Annotated in this window: 16 protein-coding genes; 7 read left to right on the forward strand and 9 right to left on the reverse strand. The window is 71.1% G+C overall.

Annotated features, from left to right (window positions below):
* Positions 1-17 precede the first annotated feature (17 nt).
* The 4 genes from ABD927_RS13630 (at position 18) to ABD927_RS13645 (ending at position 4,747) form a co-directional block, all read left to right on the forward strand.
* Positions 18-998, forward strand: coding sequence for a tripartite tricarboxylate transporter substrate binding protein (locus ABD927_RS13630; protein ID WP_345250313.1), 981 nt, complete (start codon positions 18-20; stop codon positions 996-998).
* A gap of 23 nt (positions 999-1,021) precedes the next feature.
* On the forward strand, positions 1,022-1,921 hold the full coding sequence (locus tag ABD927_RS13635; RefSeq protein ID WP_345250315.1) for an amidohydrolase family protein: 900 nt from the start codon (positions 1,022-1,024) through the stop codon (positions 1,919-1,921).
* Positions 1,922-2,235: 314 nt separating this feature from the next.
* Positions 2,236-3,840 carry a thiamine pyrophosphate-binding protein gene (locus ABD927_RS13640; protein ID WP_345250317.1) on the forward strand — a complete coding sequence of 535 codons (1,605 nt, stop codon included), beginning with the start codon at positions 2,236-2,238 and terminating at the stop codon, positions 3,838-3,840.
* Between the two features lie 34 nt (positions 3,841-3,874).
* Positions 3,875-4,747 (forward strand): TauD/TfdA dioxygenase family protein, encoded by an 873-nt coding sequence (locus ABD927_RS13645; RefSeq protein ID WP_345250319.1) that lies wholly within the window; start codon positions 3,875-3,877, stop codon positions 4,745-4,747.
* 182 nt (positions 4,748-4,929) lie between these two features.
* On the opposite strand, the gene putA is transcribed toward ABD927_RS13645, so the two are convergent.
* The 7 genes from putA to ABD927_RS13680 form a co-directional block, all read right to left on the reverse strand.
* Complete coding sequence (gene putA, locus ABD927_RS13650) at positions 4,930-8,766, reverse strand: bifunctional proline dehydrogenase/L-glutamate gamma-semialdehyde dehydrogenase PutA (RefSeq protein WP_345250321.1); 3,837 nt, start codon at positions 8,764-8,766, stop codon at positions 4,930-4,932.
* 25 nt (positions 8,767-8,791) lie between these two features.
* Positions 8,792-9,382, reverse strand: coding sequence for a nitroreductase family protein (locus tag ABD927_RS13655; RefSeq protein WP_345250323.1), 591 nt, complete (start codon positions 9,380-9,382; stop codon positions 8,792-8,794).
* 114 nt (positions 9,383-9,496) lie between these two features.
* The gene (locus ABD927_RS13660; RefSeq protein WP_345250325.1) at positions 9,497-9,898 is read right to left on the reverse strand and encodes a hypothetical protein; all 402 of its coding nucleotides are present in this window, start codon (positions 9,896-9,898) and stop codon (positions 9,497-9,499) included.
* A 74-nt stretch (positions 9,899-9,972) separates the two neighbouring features.
* Positions 9,973-11,040, reverse strand: a complete 1,068-nt coding sequence (locus ABD927_RS13665; RefSeq protein WP_345250327.1) for an acetamidase/formamidase family protein — start codon at positions 11,038-11,040, stop codon at positions 9,973-9,975.
* 119 nt (positions 11,041-11,159) lie between these two features.
* Entirely contained in the window at positions 11,160-13,499 is a 2,340-nt protein-coding gene (locus tag ABD927_RS13670) for an acetamidase/formamidase family protein (protein ID WP_345250329.1), read from the reverse strand.
* A 376-nt stretch (positions 13,500-13,875) separates the two neighbouring features.
* Positions 13,876-14,670 carry an enoyl-CoA hydratase/isomerase family protein gene (locus ABD927_RS13675; protein WP_345250331.1) on the reverse strand — a complete coding sequence of 265 codons (795 nt, stop codon included), beginning with the start codon at positions 14,668-14,670 and terminating at the stop codon, positions 13,876-13,878.
* An 80-nt stretch (positions 14,671-14,750) separates the two neighbouring features.
* Entirely contained in the window at positions 14,751-15,707 is a 957-nt protein-coding gene (locus tag ABD927_RS13680; RefSeq protein WP_345250333.1) for a LysR family transcriptional regulator, read from the reverse strand.
* A 164-nt stretch (positions 15,708-15,871) separates the two neighbouring features.
* Here ABD927_RS13680 and ABD927_RS13685 point away from each other — a divergent pair, with 164 nt between their 5' ends.
* Entirely contained in the window at positions 15,872-16,801 is a 930-nt protein-coding gene (locus ABD927_RS13685; RefSeq protein ID WP_345250335.1) for a dihydrodipicolinate synthase family protein, read from the forward strand.
* A gap of 81 nt (positions 16,802-16,882) precedes the next feature.
* Here ABD927_RS13685 and ABD927_RS13690 read toward each other — a convergent pair whose 3' ends face one another.
* Positions 16,883-17,773 (reverse strand): LysR family transcriptional regulator, encoded by an 891-nt coding sequence (locus ABD927_RS13690; protein ID WP_345250337.1) that lies wholly within the window; start codon positions 17,771-17,773, stop codon positions 16,883-16,885.
* Positions 17,774-17,899: 126 nt separating this feature from the next.
* Between ABD927_RS13690 and ABD927_RS13695 the strand changes: the two genes are divergently transcribed.
* Positions 17,900-18,862 (forward strand): Bug family tripartite tricarboxylate transporter substrate binding protein, encoded by a 963-nt coding sequence (locus ABD927_RS13695; protein ID WP_345250340.1) that lies wholly within the window; start codon positions 17,900-17,902, stop codon positions 18,860-18,862.
* A gap of 42 nt (positions 18,863-18,904) precedes the next feature.
* A complete protein-coding gene (locus ABD927_RS13700; protein WP_345250342.1) occupies positions 18,905-20,377 on the forward strand; it encodes a CoA transferase in 1,473 nt (490 codons plus the stop codon).
* Here the strand turns inward: ABD927_RS13700 and ABD927_RS13705 are convergent.
* Entirely contained in the window at positions 20,374-21,138 is a 765-nt protein-coding gene (locus ABD927_RS13705) for a DUF2238 domain-containing protein (protein WP_345250344.1), read from the reverse strand. The genes ABD927_RS13700 and ABD927_RS13705 overlap by 4 nt on opposite strands.
* Positions 21,139-21,166 lie beyond the last annotated feature (28 nt).

Genomic DNA, 21,166 nt, shown 5'->3' on the forward strand with positions numbered 1-21,166 from the left:
CCAAGACGGATACAACAATGTCAACTATACCTTCGTCGATGCAGCTGTGCCGTACCCTTTGCGCCGCGCTCGCCATCACCGCCGCCGGCGCCGCCTCGGCAGCCTACCCCGACCATCCCATCACCATGATCCTGCCCTTCCCGGCGGGTGGCTCGGTCGACGCCGTGGCCCGCCTGACCGCGGCCGAACTCGGCAAACGGCTGGGCGCCACCATCGTGGTCGAGAACGTGCCGGGCGCCGGCGGCACCATTTCCACGCAACGCGTGGCGCGCGCCGCGCCCGATGGCTATACGCTGCTGTTCACGACGCCCAACCACACCATCAACCCGGCCATCCTGCCCAAGCTGCCGTTCGATACCGAAAAGGATTTCGCGCCGGTTTCGCTGGTGGCGCAGATCCCGGAACTGCTGGTGGCCAATTCGAAGCAGCCGTTTTCCGACTTCAAGGGCTTCGTCGACTACGCGCGCAAGAACCCTGGCAAGCTGAACTACGGCTCGGCCGGCAACGGTACCCTGCCCCACGTGACGATGGAACTGCTGCTGCTGCAGCTGGGCCTGAACGTGGTCCACGTGCCGTACAAGGGCGCCGCGCCGGCGATGAACGACCTGCTGGGCGGCCAGATCGGCGTCAAGCTCGACACCATCACCACCTCCAAGCCCTATATCGACACCGGCCGCCTGAAGCCGCTCGCCTACGCCAGCGACAAGCGCTCGCCGCTGATGCCCGACGTGCCCACCATCGCGGAATCGGGGCTGCCCGGCTATGAAGGCATCCTGTGGCTCGGCATCCTCGGGCCCAAGGGCACGCCGCCGGCCATCGTAGACAAGCTGAACAAGACCATCGCCGAGATGGACAAGGACCCCGAGATCGTCAAGCGCCTGACGGAAATGGGCGTCGAGCCGGTGTTCAACTCGCCGCAAGCTTTCCAGCAGATGATTTCGAAAGAAATCGCGCAATGGAAGGACGTGGTCCAGCGCGCGCACATCACCGTAAACTGACGGCCCGCAACAGGAGCGTATCGATGACTGCAACCCCGGCCCAGCCGCCGCTGACCCAGCCGCCCGACCCGAATCCCCGCAAGCCCCGGCTCGCCCTGCCGCCCGGCTCGATCGACTGCCACGTGCACCTGTTCGGCCCCGCCAGCCGCTACCCGTTCCACCCGGGCAGCAAGTACAGCTCGGCCGACGCGCTGCCGGAAACCAACATCGCCTTGCAGGACACCCTGGGCCTGAGCGGTTCGGTGGTCGTCAGCGGCGCCGGCTACGGCCAGAACTCGAACCACCTGGTCGAGGTGCTGACGCGCTTTCCGGAACGCTTCCGCGGCGTGGCGCTGCTGCCCGACGACGCCACCGAGGCCGACGTCGCCAAGCTCGACCGCCTGGGCGTGCGCGGCGCGCGCTTCGTCAGCAACGGCCACGGCGGCGCGCTGCCGCGGCTGTCGCCGCGCATCGCGCAACTGGTGGCCGGCTTCGGCTGGCACATCCAGTTCTACCCGCACGCGGAAGACCTGACCGACAACGCCGACGCGCTGCTGGCCCTGCCCAACCGCGTCGTGCTGGACCACTTCGCCTGCATCCCGGCCGCCGGCGGCGTCGACCAGCCGGCCTTCAAGACGCTGCTGAAGATGCTCGACACCGGCCGCGTATGGGTCAAGATTTCCGGGCCGATGCGCTGCACGCTGGAAAACTACCCCTACCCCTCGGTGATCCCGATGGCGCGCGCGCTGGTCAAGCATGCGCCCGAGCGCCTGCTGTGGGGCACCGACTGGCCGCACACCAATATGAACGGCCGGCAGATGCCCAACGACGGCGACCTGGTCGACCTGCTGTCGCAGTGGGTGGACGACGACAAGGTGCTGCGGCAGATCCTCGTGCGCAATCCGCGCGAGGTGTACGGCTTGTTCGGCAAGAACGCCGCCTGAGGTCGTCCCGGGCGCCCGCCCGGGCTCCGGTTCCGCATCGCATCCCGGCGGGTCCGCGCCGGGATGCCGCCTCCCCGGCGGCCGCGCAAGCCCGTGCCGACAGCGGCCTGTCAGGCGCTGCCGGCATGGGCCGCGATCGACTTCTCCGATGCACCGCGTCACACCTGCGGCCCGCCTGCCGCATTGACATCGGCCCATGCCCGGACTAGACTGCGCGGAACAATGATAGCGCTAACTGCGCAACACGCCTGTTCACGGGCAGGCGCGGCGGCCGGGCAATCACGCCCGCCGCGGTTACAACGGAGACGATAAGCATGGATTCCCCCACGGCCCTTGACGCCTTTGCAGCCCGCCTTGCCGAACGCGGCGTAAAGCGCTTCTTCGGCGTGCCCGGCGGCGACTGCAGCCTGGACCTGATCGACGCCTGCGCGCGCGCCGGCATCGATTTCATCCTGACCCGCGCTGAATCGGCGGCCGCGATGATGGCCTCGGTAACCGCTGAGCTGACCGGCGCGCCGGGCGTGGTGATGACCACGCGCGGCCCGGGCCTGGCCCACGCGCTGAACGGCGTCGCCTACGCCACGCTGGACCGCGCCCCCCTGCTGGTGCTGGCCGACGGCTACGACAAGAACATCGACCACGTCAGCCACCAGCGCTTCGACCAGGAAGCCGTGGTGGCGCCGCTGGTCCGCGCCAGCGGCCGGCTCGTCGGCACCGACGGCGGGCGCGAGCTGGACCGCCTGATCGATGCCACGTTTTCGGTGCCGCCCGGCCCGGTCTACGTCGAAATGCGCGGCAGCGAAATCCGCGCCAAGGTCGAGCCGGCCAAGGGGCCGGCGCCCGCCGCCAAGCCCGCCGCGCCGGCGCCGGAAATTCCCGAGAAACTGCGCATCCTGCTGGGCAAGGCGCGCAAGCCCATCATCATCGCCGGCCTGCAGGCCAGCGACAAGGACGCCGCCCGCGCGCTGCGCCAGCTGGTCGACCGCTGGAACTGCCCGGTGCTGCAGACCTACAAGTCGCACGGTTCGGTGCCGTCGTCGGATCCGCGCGCCGTCGGCTTCTACATCGGCGGCGTGGCCGAAGAGCCCGTCATCAAGGAAGCCGACCTGATCGTGCTGTACGGCCTGGATGCCATCGAATTCCCGCCGCACCGCTGGCGCTACGACGCGCCCATCGTCGAGCTGACCACGCACGCCTTCAGCCGCAACATCGTCAGCCCCGAAGTGTCGCTGGTCGGCCCCCTGCCCCAGCTGGCCGAGGCGGTATCGGGCCTGGCCGGCCCGGGCGACTGGACCGACGACTTCTTCGCCCGCACGCGCGTCGAACTGCGCCGCAAGGCCGATGCCTCGGCCGGTTCGCCGATCTCGCCGCAGATGGTGGCCGACGCCGTCAAGGCCGCCGCGCCGAAGAATACCCGCATCACGCTCGACGCCGGCGCGCACATGCTGCCCGCCGTGCATACCTGGGACTCCGACGAACCGCGCCAGACGCTGATCTCGCGCGGGCTGGCCACCATGGCGTTCGCGATCCCGGCGGCGATCGCCTCGGCGCTGGCCGAACCCGACCGTCCGGTGGTGGCCTTCACCGGCGACGGCGGCGTGATGATGTGCGGCGGCGAGCTCGGCACGGCGGCGCAGTACGGCTGCAAGATGGTCACCGTGGTGTTCAACGATTCGAGCCTGACGCTGATCTCGGCCAAGCAGCAGCAGCGCGGCCTGCAGAACGCGGGCGTGGATTTCTCGGGCGCCAACTTCGCCAAGGTGGCAGAAGGATTCGGGTGCCTGGGCATCCGGGTGGAAAAGCCGGAGGAACTGGCGCCGGCCATGCAGCGCGCCTTCGCGCACGACGGCCCGGCGCTGGTCGACGTCGTGGTCGACCCGGCCGCCTACAAGCCTCAGCTGGCCTCGCTGCGCGGCTGACCGCGCGCCACCGAACCCCGCAGGAGACAATGAAATGAGCACCAAGACGCGTATCCAGACGCGCGCCCTTTCGCCGGCGATCGGCATCGAAGTGCTGGGCGTGGATCTGTCCGAAGAACTCGACGCCGAGACCTTCGGCGAAATCGAGCGTACCTTCAACGGGAACGGCCTGCTGCTGTTCCGCAACCAGAAGCTGACGCCGGGCCAGCACGTGGCGCTGAGCCGCCGCTTCGGCCGGCTGCAGAGCCATGTGCTCAAGCCCTACCTGATGGAGGGCCATCCCGAGCTGCTCGTGCTGTCGAACATCCTCCAGGACGGCAAGCCGATCGGCATCGGCGACGCCGGCCAGTACTGGCACTCGGACACCTCGTACACCGCGTCGCCGTGCCGCTGCTCGCTGCTGTACAGCCGCGAGGTGCCGGCGCCGGAAGGCGACCGCACGTTCGGCGACACGATGTTCTCCAGCCTGACCGCCGCCTACGAGGCGCTCGACGACGCCATGAAGGCGCGCCTGGCGCCGCTGACGGCGCTGCACTCCTACGCCAAGCACTACGCGCGCATGCAGGCCGCGGGCTCCAAGCGGCCGGACCTGACCGAGGAACAGAAGCGCGAAGTGCCGGTCGTGGAGCACCCGGTGGTGCGGCCGCATCCGATCACGGGCCGCAAGGCCATCTACGTGAACGACGGCTACACGACGGAAATCGTCGGGCTGCCGAAGGCGGAAAGCGACGAGCTGCTGGACCAGTTGTTCGAACACACGGTCAAGCCCGAGTTCACCTATCGCCACAAGTGGCAGGTGGGCGATCTGCTGATCTGGGACAACTGGCAGAGCCAGCATCTGGCCATTACCGACTACAAGCTGCCGCAACGGCGGCTGATGAACCGGACCACCGTCTTGGCTGATTGATGGGCCCACCCCTGCGCGGCCTGCGGCTGATGGGCTCACCCCTGCGCGGCCTGCGGCTGATGGGCCCACCCCTGCGCGGCCTGCGGCCGCTCCCCCTCAAGGGGGCGCCGCAGGCGGACCGGCGGAGCCGGATCCGCTGCGGCCTGGGTTGGCTGCGGCGGGGCTCTGAGGAAGGGCCGCCTTTAATCGCTGAGGGTCATTAAAGTGGCGTTGCCGCCGGCGGCGGCGGTGTTGGCCGAGATGACGCATTCGCGCAGCAGGGCGTCCAGGGTGATGTCGGTGTCGCCCTGGCGATAGCCTTCGACGCGGATGATGGGGCCGTCGCGGTCGGCGGCCTGGCGGCAGGCGGCGATGAGTTCTTCGGCGTTGCCGTGGCAGAGGGCTACCTCCAGCGCTTCCTTCGTCCAGTCGGGGCTCAGCGTGATGCGCGCGCGTACGGCCGGCGGAAGCTGGGCGGCGAGCGCGGCGCGCGGCGGGCCGGACGGCCATATCACTCGCATGCCCAGGGCCAGCACGGCCGCGAGCTGGCGCAGCGCGTCGCCCGGCGAAGCGGCCAGGCAGGCCACCGCGGCGCGAGGGCGCAGCAGATAGATGTTGGATTCGCCGGTGGGGCCGGGCAATTGCCATGCGGCGCACGAGGCCGCGCGCCGGCGGAACGTCGCGCAGTCGCGCGCCAGCGATTCGCGGCCCGGCGCCGCGGCCCAGCGGGTGAATGCATGGAAGGCTTCGTCGGCCGCGCGCTCGACGGAGATGGGCAGCAGCCGGGGCGCTGCGTCTCGCGCCGCCGCTGGCGGCCATGCGCCGGGCGCGATAGGCGCCAGCCCGGCCAGGCAGATGTCCAATTCCAGAGGCGGGCGCGCCAGCAGGCGGCGCAGGTAGAGCGGGCCGCCGGCCTTGGGGCCGGTGCCTGAGCGGCCTTCACCGCCGAAGGGCTGCACGCCCACCACCGCGCCGATCATGTTGCGGTTGACGTAGATGTTGCCGACGCGGGCCCGCGCCGTCACCGCGGCGATGGTCTGGTCGATGCGCGAATGGATGCCCAGCGTCAGGCCGTCGCCGAGCGCATTGATGCCGTCGACCAGCGCGTCGAGACCGCCGCGCGGGAAACGCAGCACGTGCAGCACGGGGCCGAACACTTCGCGCTCCAGCCGCGCGGGGGCGTCGACCTCGACGATGGCCGGCGCCACGAAGCCGGCGGGTACCTGCCCGGCCGCGGGCTGGTGGATCGGCCAGCCGCGCGCGCGGCATTGCGCGAGGTAGTCGTCGATGGCCCGGCGCGCCGGCGCGTCGATGATGGGACCGACATCAACGTGCAGGCGGCGCGGGTCGCCTACGCGCAGTTCGGCCAGCGCGCCGCGCAGCATCGCCATGATGCGGTCGGCCACGTCTTCCTGCAGGCACAGCAGACGCAGGGCCGAACAACGCTGGCCGGCGCTGTCGAAGGCCGAGGCCAGCGCGTCGGCCACCACCTGCTCGGCCAGCGCCGACGAATCGACGATCATCGCGTTGCGCCCGCCGGTTTCGGCCACCAGCGGCACGGGGCGGCCACGGCGCCCCAGCCGCTCGGCCAGCTGGCGCCGGATCTGGCGCGCGACCTCGAGCGAGCCGGTGAACAGTACGGCGTCGACGCGCGGATCGGCGGCCAGCGCGGCGCCCACGGTCTCGCCGCGGCCCGGCAGCAGTTGCAGCGCGTCGGCCGGCACGCCGGCCTGATGCAGGAGCCGCACCGCCTCGGCGGCGATCAGCGGCGTCTGCTCCGCCGGCTTGGCCAGCACCGCGTTGCCGGCGGCCAGCGCCGCAGCCACCTGGCCGGTGAAGATGGACAGCGGGAAATTCCACGGGCTGATGCAGGCCGCCACGCCCAGCGGCTCGCGCGCAACGACGTCCGGGCGACCACGCTCGGCGCCGTTCGGGCCGTGGCCGCGCCCGGTGTCGTTCGGGCCGCGGCTGCGCTCGGGGCCATCCGCGATGCGCTCGGCACCGTATGGCGCGTCGATGCGTGCGGCGTAGTAATACAGGAAATCGATGGCTTCGCGCACCTCGCCCACCGCGTTGGCCCAGGTCTTGCCGGCTTCGCGGATCACCAGCGCCGCCAGCTCGCACATGCGGTCCTGCATCAGCGCGGCGGCGCGGGCCAGCACGGCCGCGCGTTCCTGCGGCGTGCGGCTCGCCCAGCGGGGCCAGGCCTTGCCGGCGGCCTCGATGGCCGCCGCGATGTCGTGCGGGCCGGCTTCGCACACGGTGCCGACCAGGTCGGCGGCGTCGGCGGGGTTGCGGACCGGCTGCGCCGGATTGCCATCGGCTCCCGGGCCGGCCGGCGGCCGCGCGTGCCGGACCGTGGCCGCGCCGCTGCGCAATGCGGCCTCGACCGCGGCCAGCGCCCGGTCGTCGGACAGGTCCAGGCCGGCCGAATTCGCCCGGTAGCCGGCATACAGGTCGCGCGGCAGCGGGATGCTGGGATGCGGCGCGCCCAGGCGGCCGCCGGCCCCGGCATCGCTTTTGACGCGCCGCACCGGGTCCTCGACCAGCAAGTCGACCGCAACCTGCGGATCGGCCACCCTGTTGACGAAAGAAGAGTTCGCGCCGTTCTCCAGCAATCTGCGGACGAGATAGGCCAGCAGCGTCTCGTGGCGGCCCACCGGAGCGTAGATGCGGCAGGGACGCGCCTGGCCGCCGGGGGCGCCGACGATGGGTTCGAACAGCGGCTCGCCCATGCCGTGCAGGCACTGGAATTCGTACTGGTCCGGCTGCCACGGGCCAGCCATGCCCATGATGCGGGCCACCGTGTAGGCATTGTGGGTGGCGAACTGCGGATAGACGGCATCGGGAGCGTCCAGCAGATGCCGCGCGCACGCCAGGTAGGCGACGTCGGTGTGCGCCTTGCGGGTGTAGACGGGATAGTCGTCGAAGCCGCCGGCCTGCGCCAGCTTGATCTCGGTATCCCAGTAGGCGCCCTTGACCAGCCGCACCATCAACCGCCGCCGGCTGCGCCGCGCCAGGTCGATCAGCACGTCGACCACTGCCGGGCAGCGCTTCTGGTAGGCCTGCACCGCGAAGCCGATGCCTGCCCAGCCCTCCAGCCCGGGCTCGGCGCACAGGCGTTCGAGCAGTTCAAGCGAGAGCGACAGGCGGTCGGCCTCCTCGGCGTCGATGTGCACGCCCAGCCCGGCGCGGCGCGCGCGTTCGAACAAATGCAGCAGGCGCGGGTACAGTTCGGCATGGACGCGATCGCGCTGGGCGCGCGCATAGCGAGGATGCAGCGCCGACAGCTTGACGGAAATGCCCGGGCCGCGGATCACGTCGCTGCCCGCCTCGCGGCCGACCGCGTCGATCGCGTGTTCGTAGGCACGCAGATAGCGCTGCGCGTCGTCGTCGGTGGCGGCGGCCTCGCCCAGCATGTCGAACGAATGGGCGAAACCCTTGCGGCGGTGCTTCTGCGCGCGCGCCAGGCCCTGCTCGATGGTTTCGCCGATCACGAACTGCGAGCCCAGCATGCCCACCGCCAGATTCATCGCCCGGCGCACCAGCGGCTCGCCGCCGCGCGCCAGCAGCCGGGCGGCGGCGGCCGACAGGCCGGCCTCGTCGTGGGTAGCCAGCAGGCGGCCGGTGATCAGCAGGCCCCAGGCGGCGGCGCCCGCGAACAGCGAACGGCCGTGCAGGTGCGCGCCCCAGTCGGCATGGCCGATCTTGTCGCGGATCAACGCATCGCGGGTCGCGCCGTCGGGAATGCGCAGCAGCGCCTCGGCCAGGCACATCAGCGCCACGCCTTCCTGCGACGACAGCGAGAACTCGTGCAGCAGCGCCTGCAGCAGGCCGCGCTGGCTGCCGTTCAGGCTCTGGCGCAGCGCGCGCACCCATTGCGCCGCCTGGGCGGCGGCCTGTTCGGCGGCGACCGGCGGCAGCTCGGCGGCGGCGAGCAGCGGCGGCAGGCATTCGGGTTCCGGGCGGCGGTGCGCGGCGGTTACCGCGGCGCGCAGCGCGGAGGCGGTCGGCGCGGAAGACGGGGAAACGTCGGACATCGCGCGCAACCTTGCACGGCAGGAATCAGTTGGGCGCCAGGCGCTGCACCAGCCCTTCGAGCATCGGCTCGCGCGACGGCGGCGCGGCCGCGGTGGTGCCGAGATAGAGGAAGGCGACGATCGCGTCGCCGGGCTCCAGGCCCAGCCCGGCCTTGACGGCGTCGTCGTAGGCGGCGTCGCCGGTTTTCCAGGTGGCGCCGTAGCCCAGCGCATGCGCGGCCAGGATCATGTTTTCGGTGCAGGCGGCCACGGCCAGCACTTGTTCGATCTCGGGCACCTTGGCCTGCACCGGCCGCGCCGCCACGGCGATGATCAACGGCGCGCGCAGCGCCTTGTCGCGCTCGCGCTGCAGCTCGGCGTCGGAGGCCTCGGGCTTGCGGGCGCGCAGCGACGCGGCCAGCATCTCGCTGAAGCGCGGGCGGGCGGCTTCGTCGATGATCACGAAGCGCCAGGGCCGCAGCCGGCCGTGGTCGGGCGCGCGGGCGCCGGCGCGCAGGATGCGCTCCAGCTCGGCCTCGGACGGCGCCGGAGCGACCAGCCTGGCGGGGGATACCCGCGTGATCATCAGATCGACGATATCGCCGGCACGCGCCGCGGCATCGGGAATAGTGGACATGGGGTCTCCGTTCGCGGACGTCCGCGCCTGGGCGCGGTCTTCGGATGAGGGGGAGTGCTGGATGATAGCACCGGGTGCCAGCCCCCTCCCCCTGCCGGACGCCGCGGCGCCGGATCAGCGCTGCCGCGTATCCATCCCGCCGGCGTTCGACGCCGGGTTGGTCGGATCGCGGCCATCCTGGGGCCGCTTGCCGCCGGAGCCGGTGGCGCCGCCGTTGCGCGGCTGGTTCTGCGCCCCGGCGTTGGTGGTGCTGCCGGGATAGCCGCCCTGCTGGGCGGACGACCCGGAACCCCGGCCCGCCGGCGAACCGGCGCCCGGCGTGCCGTTCATGGGTCCGCTTTCGCGCGATCTGCCCGGCTGCTTGGTGGCGCCGTTCGCCGGCGCGGTCGAGTTCATCGAATCGGTAGAATTTGCGCCGCCGCCCTGGCCGCTGGTCGCCCCCTGCGCGAACGCCGCCGGCGCCGCGCCGAGCGCCGCCGCCAGCAGCGCGGCCCGGATCAATGTGGATTGCTTCATCAGAGTCTCCTTTCTGGGAGGCTCCGTGCCAGCACGCCGCGTGCCCAGGCGCGGGCCGGTCGGCCTGCGCGCGGCTACCTCTCCGGCGGGAACACGCTGCGCGGCATGCGCACGTGCACGCCTTGCCGGCCATCGACCACCTGGGTCACCGCGAAGTCGGCCGCCACGCTCATCAGCGAATAGGCGTCGTTGCGCGACAGCCCGCGCTGTTCGGTCAGGAAGCCCAGCATGTCGAGCGAGGCGCCGCGCATGGCCAGGTCCAGGTCTTCGTCGAAGCCGTGCACGATCCATTCGCCCGGGGTTTCGAGCAGCGGCGACGGGAACTGGAAATCCTTGCGCACGATGACCTGGAACAGCACGTCGAGCGAGGCCTCGATCGCGGTGCCGCTGAGTTCGCCGTCGCCCTGCGAGATGTGCGGATCGCCGATCGAGAACAGCGCGCCGTCCACCGCCACCGGGTAGTACATGCGGGCATTGGCGCCGATGCGCCAGTTGTCGATATTGCCGCCGTGGGCGCCGGGCGGGATGGTGCTGACGCGGCCGTTGACGGCGGGCGCCACGCCGGCAGTGCCCAGGTGCGGGCGGCACGGCACGCGCGCGCCGGGCAGCGCCGACTGGCGGTCGCATTCGGGGCAGCGGAACATCTTGCCCGGCGTCAGGTACTTGCCGGGGTAGTCGTAGGCGTAGACGGCCTCGGCCTGCTGTGTGGCATCGTCGAAACGGTAGATCGTGACGCGCTCGCGCTCGTCGAATTCCTTGTACAGATAGCCCCAGTTGGCGGCCAGGTTGGAGCCGTAGGGCAGGCGCGGGCGCATGGCCAGGTAGCGCACTTCCAGCATGTCGCCGGGCCTGGCGCCTTCGACGAAGATCGGGCCGGTCATGATGTGCACGCCGGGGTTGCGGTCTTCCTCGGGAATCTTGGTGAAGATTTCGCGGATGCCGTCGTCCATCAGCAGGTCGGGATCGTCGCCCGCGTGGTGGGTGACGGCCTCGGCGCGGATCAGGTCGCCGCTGCGCACGCGCAGCGCCGGCTTGATCGAGGCGTCGAAATACCCCCAGTGGACGGTGTTCGGCGTGGCCGGCAAATGGTGAAGGGCGCCGACGGCGTCGGTCTGCCTGCTGGCGGTGTTGAAGACGTACATAGGCTGCGTTCCGGAACGAGATGCAGGCGCACGGCGCGCCAGGTGCAGGATAGGCGGGCGGCCCGCGCCGGTCTTGTCTGGAAACGACCTGCGAATTGCCGCCGGCCGTCCGGGCCCGCCTAGTCGCGGAACATCGAGCGCCGGATGATGGCGTGCACGCCCCAGTTGCCGTCGACCACCTGGGTCACGCCGAAATCCACCGCCACCGAGATGAAGGCGATGGCTTCGTCTTCGCTCATCCCGCGCGACTGCATCAGGAAGCGCCGGGTCTTGCGGAAGGCGTCGCGCATGGCCAGGTCGAGCGAGGATTTCTTGTAGATCTCGCTCTGCGCGCGCTCGCCCAGGCTGACCAGGTAGTTGGGATGGCTGAAGCCCTGCACCACCCATTCGTCGGCGGTCTCGATCAGGGGGTAGTCGAGGTCGCGCACCACGCCGGCAGCTTCGCCCTTCTTGTGCAGGATCAGCTGGATGGTGCCGTTGAGCGAGCATTCGATCGCGGTGCCGGCGATTTCGGCGTCGCCCTGGGAGGCGTGCGGGTCGCCCAGCGACAGCAGCGCGCCGGGCACGCTGACCGGCAGGTAGATGCTGGCGCCCTGCCCCACGCGCCAGTTGTCGAGGTTGCCGCCGAACGGGCCGGGCGGAATCGAATCGACCACCGCGCTGCTGTCGGGCGCCACGCCGATGAAGCCGAAATGCAGGCGTACCGGGATCTCGACGCCGGACAGCACCTGGCGGTTCTTCTCGACCGTGCCGTGGTCGACTCTCAGGCCGGGGTAGTCGATGGTGGGATGCACCACGCCGAACGGGTCGACCTGCGGCGTCCAGCGGTAGCTGTACAGCGCCCGCGCCACGTGCGCGTCGGCCCGGTCGTCGATCTCGAAAATAGTGATGACCTCGCGCTTGCGGGGCTCGTTGAGCAGGTCGTCGTAGTGGAAGCCCCACCAGGCGGCGGCGTTGCTGCCGAAGGCACGGCCGGCGAAGGCCGGGTTGGCAGAGGGGCGCGGCGTGACTTCCAGGATGCGCACTTCCAGCACGTCGCCCGGCTCGGCGCCTTCGACGTGGATGGGGCCGGTGCAGACGTGCACGCCGAAGCCCTCGCCGGCGCCCCGGCCGTAGATCGACGCATCCTGCGGCCCGGCGCCGCGGCGGTCGACCTTCTTGCCTTCCGGGCCCCAGTAGAACACGCTCTCGGCGCCGGCGTCGCCCCGCACCATGCGGTCGTGGTCGTCGTTGGCGTGGTGGGTGAGCGTTTCGATGTGGACCGTGTCGCCGGGCTTGGCCTTCAGCGCCGGCTGCAGGAAGCGGCTGACGAAGCCCCAATGCACGGTGGCGTCGCAGGCCGGCAGATGGTGATGCGTGGGCATGGCCCGCCCGCCGCGCGGCGGCGGCAAGGCGCCGGGGCCCGCCGGCGGCCCGGGCGGCTCCAGCACCGCCGCCGCGGCGCCGCCGTCGTGCAGCTGGGCGACGGCCGGCACGGCCTGGGCGGGCGCGCCGCGCAGCAGGCGGTGGCGGCCGGCCACCTCGTTGATGAGCTGGCTGGAACGCCGGAACTCGCGCGGCGTCATGCCGTACTCTTCGCGGAAGGCGCGGCTGAAATGGGGCGCGTCGTTGAAGCCCCAGCGGAAACATACCTGCGAGATCGACAGCGCCGACAGCAGCGGATTCGACAGGTCGGCGCGGCAGCGCTCGAGCCGCCGCTTGCGCAGGTACTGGGTGAAGCTGTGGCCGGTGGACTCGAACAGTTTCTGCAGATAGCGGCTCGACAGCCCCTGCTCTTCGACGATCGCCGCCTGGCTCAGCGTGGGGTCGTCCAGGCGCGCCTCGATCGCCTGGCAGATGCGGTTGAGGACGGCGGTGCGCGTGGCGCTGGGCGAGGTGCCGCCCGCCGCGTCGTCGTACAGCGCGGCGCCCATCAGCTCGATGACGGCGGTTTCGAACGGCCGCAGGTGTTCGGGCTGCAATTGCGGCAGCTGGCTCGCCAGGCTGGCCAGCATGCCCGCCAGCACCGGCGTGGCCGGCGACGGCGGCAGCAGCCCGGCGCCCAGCGGCGAGGCCGACGGCAGCGCGCCGCGCCAGGCGCTTTTCGGCAGCCGGACCCAGCATTGCCGCGTGGGCGCGTCGGCCTGCGCCACCGGGGCGGCGGCCGCGTCGTAGAACAGGGTGCCGCCTTCCAGGCGCTGCCGGGCCGCGCCCGACAACAGGTCCATTTCGCCGTCGATCAGCAGCCCCAGCCACAAGTGGCCTTCGTGGCCGGACGGCGAGGCCTGCATGCACAGGCTGGCGCAGCGCATTTCGACGAACAGCGCCCCGGAGCCCGAGGCAATGGCGTTCATGCGCGCCCAGAAGCCGTCCTGCCGTGGAACCAGCGAACGCAGGCCGATGCCGCTGAGGATTTCATTCCACGCACTGCTGCGGTCGCGCCGGGCATAGGCGTCGGAATCGAATTGCCAGCGGTTCATTTCACGTTACGACGGCGGCCACATGATGCGCAGGCGAAGCAACAATCACGCCACGTTGGAATGCGGGATCGGGAACGCACTTGGCGGCGGCCCGCGCCCTGCGGCGGTGCGGATCGCCGGCCGGCGTTTCGCCTTGGTGCGTGCGGATGCACCTGGAGCGCGCCCGTATTCGCGCGGGCGCGAGGCGCCGGCGGGACGGCAAAGAATTGGGCGCCTCCGAGCAAGCCCGGCGGCGGTCGCTCCGATACGCTTGCTGCGCATCCAGCCTTCTTGACTTGATTTCCGCCGGCGGCCGCTGCCGCCGGTTCCCGAGCAAGAAGGGCGGATCTCCAGCCAGCGATCCGCATTCGCCCGGAGCGTCATGCCCCGGGTTTTTTTATTCGCCGCGGTAGATCGGTTTGCGCTTCTCGTTGAAGGCAAGGACGCCTTCGATGCGGTCCCGGGTGGGAACCAGGCGGTTGTAGGCTTCGATTTCGAAGGCCATGGCGTCGGACAGGGACATCTGCAGGCCGCGGCGGATGGCTTGCTTGGCCTGGCGCACGGCGATGGGGGCGTTGGCGGCGATGCAACGGGCGGTGTCGAGGGCGTGCGGCAGCAGGCCGGCCGGTTCCAGTATCTCGTTGACCAGGCCCCAGCGTTCGGCCTGCTGCGCGGTGAAGGGCCGGCCGGTCTGGATCAGTTCCTGCGCGCGCCGTTCGCCCAGCGTGCGCGGCAGCGTTTGCGTGCCGCCCATGCCGGGCATGATGCCGAGCGTGACCTCGGTCAGCGCGAAGCGCGCCGTCGACGCGGCGTACAGGAAGTCGCACAGCGCGGCCAGTTCGCAGCCGCCGCCGTAGGCCAGGCCGTTGACGGCGCCGATCAGCGGCAGCGGGCAGTTGACCAGGGCGCGCGCCGCGCGTTCGAACAGCGCGTGCTGCGCCCGCCATTGCGCCTCGGTCATGCCCTTGCGTTCCTTCAGGTCGCCGCCGGCGCAGAAGGCCTTGTCGCCGGCGCCGGTCAGCACGATGCAGCGCAGGCCGTGGGCATCCACCGAGAATTCCTCGAACAGTTCGATCAGGTCGCGGGCGGTCTGGGTATCGATCGCGTTGTAGCGTTCGGGGCGGTTGAGCGTGACCAGCAGCACCGCGTCGGACGGGCGCTCGACCCGCAAGGTCTGGAATTCGGTCTTCAAGGCTTTCCTCCGTGGCGGCCTGCCGCCATTCTGCATGAGTCCGCGGCGCCGCGCCGCAGGCCGGGCGGCGGCTTACCGGCTCAGCGCCGCTTGTCGCCAGGATCGGGCGCCGTGCGCGCTTCGCGCAGCTTTTCCACGAACAGCGCGGCGACCGGGGAGAGCTGCACATCGCGCCGGGTGGCGATGCCATAAGGCTCGCCGCGCCCCCCCAGCCGCAGCGGCAGGCGCCGCACCAGCCCGCATTCCTCGTAGACGCCGCCGACGTCGGCCGGCAACAGCGCGACCAGGGCGCGGTCGGCGCGCAGCAAGGCGATGGTGGCCGAGACGGACGCGGTTTCGATCGGATAGGCCGGCATCGGCAGCCCGGCGTCGGCCAGTTCGCGCTCGAGCAGCAGCCGCATCGGCGTGCTGCCCGGGTAGACCACCCACGGCAGCCCGGCCAGGTCGGCCAGGCGCAGTTTGCGCGAGCGGCCCAGGCGGTGCTTGGGATGCGCGAACACGGCCAGCGGCTCGTCGGCGACGGGTTCGAAATGGTAGGCATCGGGGCGGCGGCTGACCGACACGCGGCACAGCGCCAGGTCGAGCCGGCCGACGTCGAGCAGCCCGAGCAGGCGCGCGCTGGTGTCTTCGGTGATCTCGATCGACACGCCGGGCTGGCTGGCGCGCAGGCGCAGCAGCGCGTCGGGCAGCAGCCTGGGCACCGCGCCCATGATGGCGCCCACCGCCAGCCGGCCGCCGTGTCCTTGCAGGATACCCAGCATCTCGTCGCGCAGATGGGCCAGGTCGGTCTGGATCAGGCGCGCGTAGCGCACCACGCAGCGGCCCAGGTCGTTGGGCGCCACGCCCTGCGCGGACCGCTCGAACAGCACGGCGCCCAGCGTGGATTCGATCTCGCGCAGCGCCTTGGTGGCGCCCGACTGCGTGATCGCCGCCCGTTCGGCCGCCTTGTGCAGCGAGCGGCACTCGTCCAGCGCGATCAGGAACTGCAGCTGGCGCAGCTTCAGACGGGCGGCGATCGAGGTCAGGGAAGGCAGCATGGCGGGGGATGAAAAACAGTCATCGCCCCGTCCCGAGCTTTCAGTGGCCGGGACGGCGGCGGCTGCCTATATTACGCGACGCATCGGGGCGGCCGCCGTGCGCATCGCCCGCGACGCGGCCGGATGGCATCCCGCCTGCCCGCCCCGCCTACAGAGGAGCCCTCATGACCGCCCCTGCCCGTCCGCGCTACCGCGGCGTCTTCCCGGTGGTTCCGACCACCTTCGCCGCCACCGGCGAGCTCGACCTGGAAAGCCAGAAGCGCTGCGTGGATTTCATGATCGACGCCGGCTCCGACGGACTGTGCATCCTGGCCAATTTCTCGGAGCAGTATTCGCTGTCGGACGACGAGCGCGAATTGCTGACCCGCACCATCCTCGACCACGTGGCGGGCCGCGTGCCGGTCATCGTTACCACCACCCACTTCAGCAGCCGCGTCTGCGCCGCACGCAGCCGGCGCGCGCAGCAGGCCGGGGCCGCGATGCTGATGGTGATGCCCCCCTACCATGGCGCGACGATCCGCGTGCCCGAGGCGCAGGTGGTGGAATTCTTCGCGCGCCTGTCCGATGCGGTCGGCATCCCGATCATGATCCAGGACGCGCCGGTGGCCGGCACGCCGCTGCCGGCGGCGATGCTGGCGCGCATGGCGCGCGAGATCGAGCACGTGGCGTATTTCAAGATCGAGACGGCCGGCGCAGCGTCCAAGCTGCGCGAGCTGATCCGCCTGGGCGGCGACGCGATCGAGGGGCCGTGGGACGGCGAGGAAGGCATCACGCTGCTGCCCGACCTGGAGGCCGGCGCCACCGGCGCGATGACCGGCGGCGGCTTTCCGGACGGCATCCGGCAGATCGTGGACGCCTTCCGGGCCGGCCGCCTGGACGATGCGGCCGCCGCCTACCAGCGCTGGCTGCCGCTGATCAACTACGAGAACCGCCAGTGCGGCCCGCTGGCCTGCAAGGCGCTGATGGAGGCCGGCGGCGTGATCGCGTCGGCCGCGCCGCGCCATCCGCTGCCCGACCTGCACCCGGCCACCCGCGCCGGGCTGTTGGCCGTGGCGCGGCGGCTCGACCCGCTGGTACTGCGCTGGGCGTCGTAATGGACGCGGCTGCCGCCGGCGCGCCTCGCCGCTGGCGGCAGCCTGCGCCAACCGGCGGCGAGCCGGCCGCCGTCAAGCGCTTCATCCCGCGATGAGCTGCTTCAGCATCGCGACCGTTTCGCGCACCAGGCGCGGCGCGGGCCGGTACTTCGGCAAGGCCAGGGTGCGGCTGTTCCAGATCGCTGGCGGCCCGATCGAGGCCGACTGCAGGCGCTGGCCGTTGGCCAGGCCGCTCACCCGCAGCGCGCTTTCCGGCAGGATGGTGCATCCGACGCCCTCGGCCACCATCGCCAGCATGGTATGGGCGGCGCCGACCTCGGTGGCGATGTTCAACGACACCTGCGCCGGCCGCAGGGCCTCGTCCAGCAGGTTGCGCACCGCGTTCGGCGGGCTGGGCAGCACCAGCGGATAGCCAGGCAGGGCCTCCAGCGGCACGCTGGCGGGCAGCGGCTTGTGGCCCGCCGGCGCCACCAGCACCAGCGGCTCGCGCGCGAGCACGGTGTAGTCGAGCTGGGGCGAAGGCAGCGGATCGAAAAGCACGGCCACGTCGAGCCGCCCTTCGACCAGCCATTCGCGCAGGTGCAGGCTGAGGCCTTCGGTCAGGGTCAGCACCGCCAGCGGAAAGCGGGCCTGGAAAGCCTTGGCCAGACGGCCGCCGAATTGCAGCGCGATGAGCGACGGCATGCCGACCGCCACCCGGCCGCGCGGGCTGGCATCGAGGTCGAGCAGTTCCTTGCGCGCGTGCTGGGCGATGGCCAGCATCGACCTGGCATGCGCCAGCAGCGACAGCCCTGCCTCGGTGGGCGCCACGCCGCGCCCGGTGCGCACCAGCAACTGCTGGCCGAGCTCCTGTTCGAGCTCGCCGATCTGGCGGCTGAGGGTGGACTGGGCCATCCGCATGACGATCGCCGCGCGGCTGAAACTGGCTGCCTCCACCACTTTCACGAAGTATTCAAGTCGCCGCAGATCCATCGCTGCCGATCATAGCTGATATCCGTTCCGCGGGCGCCAGGCGCCCCGCTGCATCACTAGAATGCCGCCACGCCGCGGGCGCTGCGCCGCCCGCGGCGACATGAACGACAACGAAAGGAGAACCACATGGCGAAGAAAACCATCGCCCGCGCGCTGGGCCTGGCTCTGCTGCTCAACGCCGGCCTGGCAGCGGCCCAGGAAAACATCACCCGCATCGTCGTCGCCTTCCCGCCGGGCGGGCCGCAGGACTTCGTGGCGCGCGTGATCTCCGAGCAGCTGGGCAAGGAACTGCACGAAAAGGTAATCGTCGACAACCGCCCCGGCGCCAACGGCGCCATCGCCGCCTCGGCCGTGGCGCGCGCCGAACCGGACGGCCGCACGCTGTGGCTGATCAGCGTCGGCGCGGTGTCCATCAATCCTTTCCTGTACGACAACCTGGCCTACGACATGGCGCGCGATTTCGCGCCCGTATCTCTGGTCACCAACAACGCCGAACTGCTGGTCGTGCCGCCCGACGATCCGGCCCGCAACGCGGCCGAATTCGTGGCCAACGCCAAGAAAGCCGGCGGCACCGTCCCGATGGCCAGCACCGGCATCGGCAGCGTGCCGCACCTGGCGCTGGAGCAATTGCGCGTCACCACCGGCATGAACATCCTGCACGTGCCGTACAAGGGCGCGGCGCCGGCCATCACCGACCTGCTGGGCAGGCAGGTGCGCGCCATGTTCGCCGACACCGCGGGGCTCATCAATTACGTCAAGAGCGGCCGGCTCAAGGCGATCGGCATCGCCGCGCCGCGCCGTACCGACGCGCTGCCCGACGTGCCCACGCTGACCGAGCAGGGCCTGCCCAGCGTCGACAGCAATAACTGGTTCGGGCTGTTCGTGGCCGCCAAGACGCCGCCGGCCACCATCGCCAGGATCAACGCCGCCGTGCGCCGCACGCTGCAGACGCCGGAGATCAGCGAGAAGCTGTCCGCCGCCGGTTCCGAACCCGCGCCCTCCACGCCCGAGGAACTGGCCGCCATCGTCAGGAACGATACGGCCAAATGGGGCAAACTGATCCACGATGCCAAGATCAAGGTGGACTGACCGCCGCCCGCCGATTTCCCGATCCAGGAGGAGAACCGTTTCATGAGCGATACACGAGGCGACGCGGCGCAGGCCGCCGACCTGCCCCAGGTCGGCGCCTTCGACGAACTGATGGCCGTGCGCGGCCTGCCGCCGGTGGCCGCGGGCGAGGTGGGCGTGGCCGGCAGCGACCCGTTCTACCGCATCCCCTACCGCGTCGGCGAAACCACGGCGGCGCTGCTGGCGGCGGTGGGCGTGGCCAGCAACGACATCTGGGAACTGCGCACCGGCCGGCGCCAGCAAGTGCGGGTGGACGTGCGCCACGCCGCGGCCACCACGCGCACGGTGGACTACACCCGCGCCTTGGGCGACGACGGCCAGTACCGGCACGTGCCGCTGCCGGCCGACATGTCATACATGCTGACGGTGACCCAGCCCTGGCAGGCGCGCAACGGCTGGGTGCTGCCGCACTTCAACCTGCCGCACCTGGCGCGCCGGGTGCTGGACGTCCTGCAGTGCGACTACACGCCGGCGGCCGTGGCCGCGGCGGTGGCGAACTGGGATGCCGACGAACTGGAGGCTGCCATTGCCGCCGCCAACGCTTGCGGCGGCAAGATCCGCACGCCGCAAGAGTGGCTGGCGCACCCGCAAGGCGCCTACCTGGCGGCACGGCCGGTGATCGAGATCACCAGGATCGCCGACGGCCCGCCCGAACCCTTCCCCGAAGGCCTGGGCGACGGGCTGCGGCCGCTGTCGGGCGTACGCGTGCTGGACCTGACGCGCATCCTGGCCGGCCCGATCGCCGGCCGCACGCTGGCCGAGCACGGCGCCGACGTGCTGCTGGTCACGGCCGAAAAACTGCCGCAGACGCCCGAACATGTGCGCGATACCAGCCACGGCAAGCGCAGTTGCTATCTCGATTTCACCCGGCCCGGGGACCACGCCCGCCTGCTGGCGCTGGCCGGCGAGGCCGACGTCATGATCAGCGGCTACCGGCCCGGCCGGCTGGCGGCCCACGGCTTCGGCATGGAAGAACTGATGCGCCGGCGTCCCGGCCTGGTCTATCTGTCGATCAGCTGTTTCGGCTCAGGCGGCCCGTTCGCCGGCCGTTCCGGCTGGGAACAGGTGGCGCAGGCCGTCACCGGTGTATGCCATACCTACGGGCAACTGGCCAACGGCGGCCGCCCCAAGCTGGTATTCGCCCCGGTGTGCGACTACACCACCGGCTATCTGGGCGCGCTGGGCACCATGCTGGCGCTGGCGCGGCGCGCGCGCGAAGGCGGCAGCTACCACGTGCAGGTCTCGCTGTGCCAGTCGGCCATGCTGATCCAGCGGCAAGGCTTGCTGCACGACTTCGGCCAGGCGCCCGAAAAGCTGACCGAGGCCGAACTGGCGCGCCTGTACGTGGAGGCCGACACCGGCTACGGCCGCCTGCGCACGCTGGGGCCGGCCTTGCAGATGTCGGAAACGCCGTGCCGCTGGGCCCGGCCCACGCCGGCGCCGGGCAGCGACCGGCCGGAGTGGCTGCCGCGCTAGGCAGACTGCCCGAGGCTTGCCGGCCCCCGGCCATCGCCCCGGCGGCGCTGCCTGTCCACCCATTCGCGGGCGGCGTCGCGGCGCCGCCAGGCATTGATCGCCGCGGTGGCGATCATCGCCAGCAGCGCGCCGGCAGCCGCCAGTGCCATGTCTTTGTGGGCGTCCCATACGTCGCCCTGCGTGCCCAGGTAGGCCATGCCGAGGTCGCCGCCCACCGCGTAGGCGGCGCCCCATTCGATCAATTCATAGGTGGCCGAACTGGCGAGCGCGAAATCGAGCGGCAGGAAATAGCTCCAGAAGCCGCGCGCGTCCACCACGCGCAGGAAAAACTCGCGGATCGGATAGGCCAGCAGCAATCCATAGCTCAAATGCACCAGCCGGTCGAAGTGATTGCGCCGCCATCCCATCGTCTCGTTCAGTGTGCGGCCGGCCAGCGCCCGCCACCAGTCGTCGTAGGGTACCTTGGCATAGGTATAGTGCGCGCCGACTGTATGCAGGCACAGGAATACGAAGATCAGGGTGTACGAGACGGGCGACAGCGCGAAATGGCGGCGGCCGGCGGCCAGCGCGGCCACGAAGGCCACCACCAGCGCGTTTTCGAGCGCCCAGTCGCGGCGATTCAGCGGCGCGACCGCCAATGCCGCCCAGAACAGGGCGAAGGCCAGCGCCAGGCCGGCCACGTAAGGCGACAGGCCGGGCGCCCCGGCCGCCGCGCCGTATCCGGCTGCCCCGGCCGCCGGCCGGGCGAACCCGCGCTTCATGAATGCTCCCCCTCTATTGCGCCGGCGG

The sequence above is a fragment of the Pigmentiphaga soli genome (assembly GCF_039541095.1).
GTDB lineage: Bacteria > Pseudomonadota > Gammaproteobacteria > Burkholderiales > Burkholderiaceae_B > Pigmentiphaga > Pigmentiphaga soli.

Excerpts from the sequence above, each read along its gene's own strand:
- ABD927_RS13630 (WP_345250313.1), top strand. The coding sequence starts at position 18 with ATGTCAACTATACCTTCGTCGATGCAGCTGTGCCGTACCCTTTGCGCC.
- ABD927_RS13635 (WP_345250315.1), top strand. The coding sequence starts at position 1,022 with ATGACTGCAACCCCGGCCCAGCCGCCGCTGACCCAGCCGCCCGACCCG.
- ABD927_RS13640 (WP_345250317.1), top strand. The coding sequence starts at position 2,236 with ATGGATTCCCCCACGGCCCTTGACGCCTTTGCAGCCCGCCTTGCCGAA.
- ABD927_RS13645 (WP_345250319.1), top strand. The coding sequence starts at position 3,875 with ATGAGCACCAAGACGCGTATCCAGACGCGCGCCCTTTCGCCGGCGATC.
- putA (WP_345250321.1), bottom strand. The coding sequence starts at position 8,766 with ATGTCCGACGTTTCCCCGTCTTCCGCGCCGACCGCCTCCGCGCTGCGC.
- ABD927_RS13655 (WP_345250323.1), bottom strand. The coding sequence starts at position 9,382 with ATGTCCACTATTCCCGATGCCGCGGCGCGTGCCGGCGATATCGTCGAT.
- ABD927_RS13660 (WP_345250325.1), bottom strand. The coding sequence starts at position 9,898 with ATGAAGCAATCCACATTGATCCGGGCCGCGCTGCTGGCGGCGGCGCTC.
- ABD927_RS13665 (WP_345250327.1), bottom strand. The coding sequence starts at position 11,040 with ATGTACGTCTTCAACACCGCCAGCAGGCAGACCGACGCCGTCGGCGCC.
- ABD927_RS13670 (WP_345250329.1), bottom strand. The coding sequence starts at position 13,499 with ATGAACCGCTGGCAATTCGATTCCGACGCCTATGCCCGGCGCGACCGC.
- ABD927_RS13680 (WP_345250333.1), bottom strand. The coding sequence starts at position 15,707 with ATGCTGCCTTCCCTGACCTCGATCGCCGCCCGTCTGAAGCTGCGCCAG.
- ABD927_RS13685 (WP_345250335.1), top strand. The coding sequence starts at position 15,872 with ATGACCGCCCCTGCCCGTCCGCGCTACCGCGGCGTCTTCCCGGTGGTT.
- ABD927_RS13690 (WP_345250337.1), bottom strand. The coding sequence starts at position 17,773 with ATGGATCTGCGGCGACTTGAATACTTCGTGAAAGTGGTGGAGGCAGCC.
- ABD927_RS13695 (WP_345250340.1), top strand. The coding sequence starts at position 17,900 with ATGGCGAAGAAAACCATCGCCCGCGCGCTGGGCCTGGCTCTGCTGCTC.
- ABD927_RS13700 (WP_345250342.1), top strand. The coding sequence starts at position 18,905 with ATGAGCGATACACGAGGCGACGCGGCGCAGGCCGCCGACCTGCCCCAG.
- ABD927_RS13705 (WP_345250344.1), bottom strand. The coding sequence starts at position 21,138 with ATGAAGCGCGGGTTCGCCCGGCCGGCGGCCGGGGCAGCCGGATACGGC.